The sequence below is a fragment of the Microcoleus sp. B5-D4 genome, assembly GCF_036705145.1.
Classification (GTDB): domain Bacteria; phylum Cyanobacteriota; class Cyanobacteriia; order Cyanobacteriales; family Microcoleaceae; genus Microcoleus.
Genome location: NZ_JAUBTV010000156.1, coordinates 1 through 6,185, shown reverse-complemented (window position 1 = coordinate 6,185; position 6,185 = coordinate 1). Strand labels below are relative to the sequence as shown.

At 47.0% G+C, this 6,185-nt stretch carries 14 protein-coding genes; 11 read left to right on the top strand and 3 right to left on the bottom strand.

Translation table 11 applies throughout. The features are described from left to right. The 3 genes from QUB10_RS33485 to QUB10_RS33475 all read right to left on the bottom strand — a co-directional run. Window positions 1-653 (bottom strand): DUF3854 domain-containing protein (locus tag QUB10_RS33485; RefSeq protein ID WP_333207416.1); only part of this gene is annotated, 653 nt, incomplete at its 3' end. 343 nt (window positions 654-996) lie between these two features. Next, window positions 997-1,452, bottom strand: coding sequence for a hypothetical protein (locus tag QUB10_RS33480; RefSeq protein WP_333207415.1), 456 nt, complete (start codon window positions 1,450-1,452; stop codon window positions 997-999). Further along, complete coding sequence (locus QUB10_RS33475) at window positions 1,440-2,033, bottom strand: hypothetical protein (RefSeq protein ID WP_333207413.1); 594 nt, start codon at window positions 2,031-2,033, stop codon at window positions 1,440-1,442. The genes QUB10_RS33480 and QUB10_RS33475 overlap by 13 nt, the downstream gene beginning before the upstream one ends. Window positions 2,034-2,381: 348 nt before the next feature. Between QUB10_RS33475 and QUB10_RS33470 the strand changes: the two genes are divergently transcribed. The 11 genes from QUB10_RS33470 to QUB10_RS33420 all read left to right on the top strand — a co-directional run bounded on the left by QUB10_RS33470 (window position 2,382) and on the right by QUB10_RS33420 (window position 6,127). Next, the gene (locus tag QUB10_RS33470; RefSeq protein WP_333207412.1) at window positions 2,382-2,666 is read left to right on the top strand and encodes a hypothetical protein; all 285 of its coding nucleotides are present in this window, start codon (window positions 2,382-2,384) and stop codon (window positions 2,664-2,666) included. A gap of 160 nt (window positions 2,667-2,826) precedes the next feature. Next, on the top strand, window positions 2,827-3,393 hold the full coding sequence (locus tag QUB10_RS33465; RefSeq protein WP_333207411.1) for a hypothetical protein: 567 nt from the start codon (window positions 2,827-2,829) through the stop codon (window positions 3,391-3,393). Continuing rightward, a complete protein-coding gene (locus QUB10_RS33460) occupies window positions 3,390-3,575 on the top strand; it encodes a hypothetical protein (protein ID WP_333207410.1) in 186 nt (61 codons plus the stop codon). The genes QUB10_RS33465 and QUB10_RS33460 overlap by 4 nt, the downstream gene beginning before the upstream one ends. Window positions 3,576-3,678: 103 nt before the next feature. After that, window positions 3,679-4,029: a hypothetical protein gene (locus QUB10_RS33455; protein ID WP_333207409.1), complete on the top strand. Its 351-nt coding sequence runs from the start codon at window positions 3,679-3,681 to the stop codon at window positions 4,027-4,029. Continuing rightward, a complete protein-coding gene (locus QUB10_RS33450) occupies window positions 4,001-4,603 on the top strand; it encodes a hypothetical protein (RefSeq protein WP_333207407.1) in 603 nt (200 codons plus the stop codon). The genes QUB10_RS33455 and QUB10_RS33450 overlap by 29 nt, the downstream gene beginning before the upstream one ends. Window positions 4,604-4,784: 181 nt before the next feature. Further along, window positions 4,785-4,919, top strand: coding sequence for a hypothetical protein (locus tag QUB10_RS33445; protein ID WP_015179900.1), 135 nt, complete (start codon window positions 4,785-4,787; stop codon window positions 4,917-4,919). Continuing rightward, on the top strand, window positions 4,916-5,101 hold the full coding sequence (locus tag QUB10_RS33440; RefSeq protein WP_333207406.1) for a hypothetical protein: 186 nt from the start codon (window positions 4,916-4,918) through the stop codon (window positions 5,099-5,101). Before QUB10_RS33445 ends, QUB10_RS33440 begins: the two co-directional genes overlap by 4 nt. Window positions 5,102-5,138: 37 nt before the next feature. After that, window positions 5,139-5,468, top strand: a complete 330-nt coding sequence (locus tag QUB10_RS33435) for a hypothetical protein (RefSeq protein ID WP_333207404.1) — start codon at window positions 5,139-5,141, stop codon at window positions 5,466-5,468. A gap of 16 nt (window positions 5,469-5,484) precedes the next feature. After that, a complete protein-coding gene (locus QUB10_RS33430) occupies window positions 5,485-5,703 on the top strand; it encodes a hypothetical protein (RefSeq protein WP_333207402.1) in 219 nt (72 codons plus the stop codon). 5 nt (window positions 5,704-5,708) lie between these two features. Next, on the top strand, window positions 5,709-5,915 hold the full coding sequence (locus QUB10_RS33425; RefSeq protein WP_333207401.1) for a hypothetical protein: 207 nt from the start codon (window positions 5,709-5,711) through the stop codon (window positions 5,913-5,915). A gap of 68 nt (window positions 5,916-5,983) precedes the next feature. Beyond that, on the top strand, window positions 5,984-6,127 hold the full coding sequence (locus QUB10_RS33420; RefSeq protein WP_333207400.1) for a hypothetical protein: 144 nt from the start codon (window positions 5,984-5,986) through the stop codon (window positions 6,125-6,127). Window positions 6,128-6,185: the final 58 nt, after the last annotated feature.

The following is a 6,185-nucleotide window of genomic DNA, read 5'->3' as shown; positions in this document are numbered from 1 at the left end:
CATTGTGCAGTAATGCTGCGAACGGGGACACCAAACTTAAGCAACTGGCGGCCGAGTTTCCGCTGTTCCCAAATGACGCTTGGATTGGTCGCTGCATCTGCATCAAAGACAATGATGAATCCAAAACCGGCACGAGCGTAGTGTTCTAGTATGGCAACGAGAAAGCGTTGACCTTGCAAGTCGTTTTTCTTGGCAGTCAGCCCCATGCTGATGCCCATCAATGCAATTGTCGGTAAGTCGTTGCTGCATCCCGATATTGCTTTGAACGGCCCTTCGGTAATCAGGAGATAGGGATGGTCGTTAATGCGGTAGCAGTGCTGTTTGAGATTTTCTGGCTCCCAGTAGTTTTTGTCGGTGGGGTGCTGGGGCAAGAATGCGTCGTACTCACCAAGGGGCGTGCGGTATTTGGGTGCTTTTTTACTGCCAGAGGATTTCCAAGGTTTGTCAGGTCTGAACTGAAATTGTGTTGTTTTTCCCACAAACAGGATACCGCCAGACTTCGCCGCGTAGCCCAAGTAAACTGATGCCTCATCCGCAGATACGGTTCGGCAGTTGGCGTAACTCCAATTATTCAACAGCCCCCGGCTCTCAATGTGGGTCTTGTGTTTGGGGCAAAGGTACGCGGTAGATTGAATTTGCTGTACAACGTTCATAGATGCCTCTCTCGCTACTCATAGCGGTGCTAACTGGTTTTTATTGCAAAAACCCGCTAAATGTAGAAGAGACGGCTCTGCTTTAACTACCGTTAATGTGCAAAGGTGCAAAATCTGCGGTAATGGCAGAAATAGACTATGATGAATCTAAAGTTTTTTTATTTAGTTGTCTGCCGTCTCTTCTATAGATAGCGGACTCTTTTTTTTGGGTCGAGTTTGGTCGCTGCGGGCTTTTCGGTTGTTTTGAAGAGCCCCTTCAAATTTTAAACTCCAACGGGTTGCTTAGATTGGTGACTGGCAAGGAATTTGGGAATCGAAAAATCCCAATTGTTGCCCAGCGCCATTAGCCCGGTTCCTCCTCACCCCCCGGAATTCTCCAAGGGTCGATGCCGTTTTCCTTAAGCAGGCGCTCAAAGTAGTCGCGCTCGGCTCTGGCTTCATCGTCAACCCAAAACGCTTCCCTAATATCCTGTTCGAGTTCTTGAACTCGTTGGCTCAGAAGCTCGTTTCGTTCAGTCTCGGTGCGGGTAACGCCGAAGGCAGCGTCAAAGCGACGTTCGAGAGTTTCAGTCAGCAAAGACATGACCAGACTTAACGCTGTCTTGTTTCCTCGTGCTGCTTGCCATAGCCAGTAAGCTCCGACAATTTCCAACGGCAAAGCCCGAATTCGACTACCCCCACGCACTTGCCCTGCATCGGGTTCTATTTCAGAAGTCGCGGGCGTATAACCTTCTCCTAGCAGGGCCTTCAGTGCTTTTGAGCGTTCTTTTCGCGATCGAAGCTGTTTCAAGACTCCCATGTGACAGTGATCCCAAAAACTGAACAGTGATTGGTAATCAAACCCAAGTAGGATTCATGGCAACTACCGAATAGATGAATACGCTTCTGATGGGATGGGTAGTAAGCACTATAAACAAGCACTTGTCCCACAGCACACTTCCATTGCTTAACTTGTTTAACCTCAATAATCTCTGTTGAAGTTAGAAGGTCAATACCACCTACTGGGGTTAGAACCTCTCGCTCACCTCTCAGCCTCGACTGAAGCTTCTCCACATACTCGCTTTCCTTGGCTGTTTTTCTCCCAGGCTTCTGAAAGTGAACAATTATATTTTTAGGTGGAATGTGTGCAATCCCATGTTCACCAATAGCCTCAAGCAAGATAATAGCTTTCAAATTTCCTTTACTTGCCTGATACCCCCAGTAGTCAATCGCCTCCTCCAAAGAAACAGCCTTGATACGGCTTTGCCCTCTTTTGCCTGAATTTGACTGAATTTCTTGAGTGTCAGCACTTTGACGATGCTGATACTGAATACGATTGAAAAAAAAACTGGCGTTTCTTTCTGACAAACCAACACATTCTGCCGCCTGTGTTTGGCTCATCCGATACGAGCCATCTGGCAGCATAAACCCATCGACTGTGAGAGAACCTATTTGCACGCCCGGCTCTAACGGCTCTAACTGATTCGGTCATACTTTCTTCCGTGTTGAACCTTTACTCGAACACTAGCTGATTGTTGTCGCGGGCGTCCTGTGTTGTGCCAACGCTGTGGTTTTGCTAAGCCTGAGCTTTGTTCACAAACCGCTGTGGAGTTTTAACCATTCGTTACATGATATTATCGTGTAAATCCAAACGATTCTTTCTCCCTAGTTTACCATAAGATATAAGGTGAGCTAGGGACAATTATGTTGGTAATAAAAAGACGTTCTATCGATAAATTTGTAAAACCTGTGAAAGCACGCGAGTTTTGTAGGCTGTGGTTCAATGCCGATGCCCAGATGGAAGCTACTAGGGGCTATAGAGCGGAATGCGTTCGCTTGTTGAGTCGTATCCTAGCCGTGCAAACAGAGACTATTTCGAGTAAATGGGGAAGCGGCATTGATTTCGAGAAAATGCCCGAACAGTACGAACGCACCCTCGCTTATGCCAATTCTCTCCGCTCTATCCTGGACGCAGCGGGCAACAATCCCGAACTCTCCACCATCATTGCCGAGCGCCTCAAACAATCCCATTAGTAATTCACCGGAAAGTAATACCAGATATTATACGGTAAACTCCTTGACCGACCCTAACGCAGGTTTTAGTGTGGGAATGACGCCCTGGTGCAGTGGTGCAAACACTTTTCCCAGGACTTCTCCCATTCGCTGATAACACCAGCTACCAAGGAGCAGCCTTATGTTCGCAGATTACGGGCAGCCATCGCAACCCGCCCAACCAAGCTTTGTAGAAATACCCAATCCCCGTGTCACCACCACAATGGGACGCATGGAAGTGACCGACGTTCGCCCTGAAACCGTCACTGGTCGCGTGTTGGACGATCGAGACAACCCGCTAGAGGAAGACGGACAGCCTGTTTACATCTGCGTTCGGAAACATGAGATTTTGTGTGACACCGAACGAGCCAACGTGATGAGTTGGTGGGAACTGAGGGAACAAGCGATGACGGGACACACAACGCCCCGAAAGTATTCCCTCGAATCCTTGATTAATCGCTTGGATGGACTCAATTTAGATGAACTCTACGCTGTCCGAACCTTTGTTTGTTTGGAGAGTGACCCGTTTCAAGCGTACTCCGGCACTGTCAACAACGACTTATCTCACTTGCAGGCTTGGTTCCCCACAGTGCGAGTTCTTTGCCGCGTTGAACAAAACCAACTAGCAAGCGCGTTGTGTTGGCGAATATCAAGCGAATCCAACGCACCGACAGCACCTACACCGGGTGATGGGAGGAACGATCGATGAAAGCACTCAGAAGCCATCAATTCAAGTGGAGCGTTACCGTCACCCGTAAGTACAATCCACCGCGCCAGATTATAGTGTTCGGGCGATCGCCAGAAGAAGCGCTACTGGGTGCTGTTTCCTCTGCCCGCGAAGTCTGGGGTATCTGGGATGCCAAATCCTTCGGTGTCCCGGTGAGACAATAATTTTTTTTTAATTCTTGGTTAGCTACTTCGGGTCAACTCTGCAAATAGCTAACCAAACAATCATAGTTTCGGGCTAAGTAGCTAACAATCCGCTAACCAGAGAATGCCAACACTTAGAAAGCCTGTAGATGTAGCAGTTTTTAACAGTCGGTGGGGCAAGTGGAAGCATTTCAGTTACTTTCGAGCCGAGGTAAGGCTAATTCTGGGTAGAGGGGGAAAACCGATGCCCGAAGCGACTTTCAAAACCCGACTCGCGCTTTTGGAAGCAGAATGCCCGGAGTTTCAAAGACCGCCTTACCGGCGCACGTTTTCTCCATTTCATTTGAACTGTTTGCTAACCCTAGAAACCTGGATACAAGAAGCCCACCACTGCATTGCAACTGTTCGACAGCGACTCCAAGAAGAAGGATTACCCACCCATGAATATGAATGCGAACACCGAATCGATAATTGACCGCCGCGACATCAAAACCAAATGGGGACTCAACAAAGTTTCTGACGTAACCAACGCTCGCAAAGCTTTAGGACAGCCCGATTGGCAAAACTCTCTTTTGAACCCTGATGACAGCGCAGAAATCGACCTGTATTTCGAGTTGGTACTGAATCAGCGAATTGCACCCGGTTTGGCACTCAAACAAGTAGTTGGAACTCGGAACGGACGCGGTGAATACTGCAATGACATCGACTCAGAAGCGATCGCCAGCGACCAAAACCGCGATGCTGAGGAAGAGAAAAGCGGAGCAATCCAAGCAATTGAGGGAATGACTCGCGAAGCATCCTTGGGGATGGCCGATGTTGCCGGAGCCGTTAGCGACCAAATCCTAGATGCCTTTAAGATTTCTCTGAGTGCAAATCTGACCCACGGTTTGAGCGATATGGCCTCGAATATCCGAGGTAATTTCAACGTTCTCACCTCGGCGGTAAAAGCAGCTCCCTTGGATTTGCGGGATGCCAATCTACCCGTCCCAAAGCCTGTTTTACCAACCAAGTCAGTACCGCCACGGAGGATTTCACCAGGACTCTGGTAGGCGCTCACCGAGAGTTGGGGGAAGCCCTAGCTTTAAGGCAGGCTCACAGGGAAAAGGTGCTGCTGAATCTCATCTTTTTCCTGAGCCTACAACAGGGGAGGCAACCTAAAAAAACTGGCATTATATTGCCCCCCAATCGCAATTATGCTGAAGAAACAATCGCGCTAATGAGGTTTGTCTGATGTTGGAAAGTTACGGTTTTATTGAAATGTATTTAGTGTGTCCTGGATTGAGATTGTGGCGGGTTGTTAAATCTAAGCTGGCTGCAATTAGCCAAGTGAGCGAAGTAGCAGTATTAGTGGGAGGATGCGCTTGAAAATCAGAGAAGTTTTGGCAACAGTTAAACACTGCCAATCAGGATGGCAAGAACAAAAACTGGTACACATCCTGTTTACTGACAGAGATGAAAAGTACCAGTTACTAAAGCCTTACTGTGTAGAATACGGCAAAAATGTCATCTTTAGCAAGACAGATAACGAGATTCTGTTACCAGATTGAGCAAGAAGGCATAAACATAGAGCTAAGGAGTACAGCGATGTTAGTTCACATCCGCAAAAAAGAGGTTTTGTTATGGCACGAAGAGCAGCCGGTTTTTGTATACGCTCCCGACAACAAATGTCTGGCATTTTGTCAAATCAAAGACCTCGATTTGTACAGCAATCGATATGGTGCGCTTTACAACATTATTGAGAGCGATGTTTACTTAGAAGCGGTAGACGAAAATAAAAATCTTTGCCAGCCCAAAGAGAAATATTTCCCCCCTGATTGTGTAGGGCCGAGAGAATGCCCTTATCCCGGAGTTTGCTACCGATTCGAGACTGACCAACAAGATTATGAATGTTCTGAATCTGAAAGGGAATCATAGTTAATAAGGAAGCAGTATGAACAAAGTATCAGATGAAAACGAATCTTTCGCTGCCAGCGATTTAATACTAGCTCAGCCAACAATTAGCGATAATTTGACTCTCAAAAAACCAGCAATCGGTGGTGACTCGTTGTTTAACCTTGAACAACCAGCAATCAGTGACGACTTGACGCAAAGGTTCATCCACCATTTGACGCTTCCTGATTTTAAGCACAGCAACGAAGATTTGAGGTAACAACTATGTCAGATAAACTCTCGGTAATTTGTGCATCACTCCTGTTTGCAGCTATTCCCGCTATGCTGGTTTATTTAGCCCAATCGTCCTGGCACGACGGTTATCGGCAAGCCGTAAAAGATTTACCACCCACGGTAGTTCAAGGTAATCAGAATATCGACAACAGCACGAACCACAGCTATCAATTTGCACCGTCACTAGGAGGTAAGTAAGCTTGGTAATTGTTTGACACTAGCTAATATAAATGCGAAAGCAAGGCAACTGAATGAGGCTAAATGCAATGCTGACTAAAATTATAGGAGCTTTACCCACAACCGCTTTAAATGCAGTATTTGACGCTGCATTTGATGAACTAAAGAGAAGGGGGGAAATTATTGAAGACGAACCAGTGGCGGAACTCACATCTCAGGGTAAGCTCATCTAATTTGGTATAAATTGTACTTGACAAAACAAACAAAATACACAGGTAGCCCGCTCGTCAT

Excerpts from the sequence above, each read along its gene's own strand:
- QUB10_RS33450 (WP_333207407.1), top strand. The coding sequence starts at position 4,001 with ATGAATGCGAACACCGAATCGATAATTGACCGCCGCGACATCAAAACC.
- QUB10_RS33475 (WP_333207413.1), bottom strand. The coding sequence starts at position 2,033 with ATGAGCCAAACACAGGCGGCAGAATGTGTTGGTTTGTCAGAAAGAAAC.
- QUB10_RS33460 (WP_333207410.1), top strand. The coding sequence starts at position 3,390 with ATGAAAGCACTCAGAAGCCATCAATTCAAGTGGAGCGTTACCGTCACC.
- QUB10_RS33425 (WP_333207401.1), top strand. The coding sequence starts at position 5,709 with ATGTCAGATAAACTCTCGGTAATTTGTGCATCACTCCTGTTTGCAGCT.
- QUB10_RS33430 (WP_333207402.1), top strand. The coding sequence starts at position 5,485 with ATGAACAAAGTATCAGATGAAAACGAATCTTTCGCTGCCAGCGATTTA.
- QUB10_RS33420 (WP_333207400.1), top strand. The coding sequence starts at position 5,984 with ATGCTGACTAAAATTATAGGAGCTTTACCCACAACCGCTTTAAATGCA.
- QUB10_RS33445 (WP_015179900.1), top strand. The coding sequence starts at position 4,785 with ATGTTGGAAAGTTACGGTTTTATTGAAATGTATTTAGTGTGTCCTGGA.
- QUB10_RS33455 (WP_333207409.1), top strand. The coding sequence starts at position 3,679 with ATGCCAACACTTAGAAAGCCTGTAGATGTAGCAGTTTTTAACAGTCGG.
- QUB10_RS33435 (WP_333207404.1), top strand. The coding sequence starts at position 5,139 with ATGTTAGTTCACATCCGCAAAAAAGAGGTTTTGTTATGGCACGAAGAG.
- QUB10_RS33480 (WP_333207415.1), bottom strand. The coding sequence starts at position 1,452 with ATGGGAGTCTTGAAACAGCTTCGATCGCGAAAAGAACGCTCAAAAGCA.
- QUB10_RS33465 (WP_333207411.1), top strand. The coding sequence starts at position 2,827 with ATGTTCGCAGATTACGGGCAGCCATCGCAACCCGCCCAACCAAGCTTT.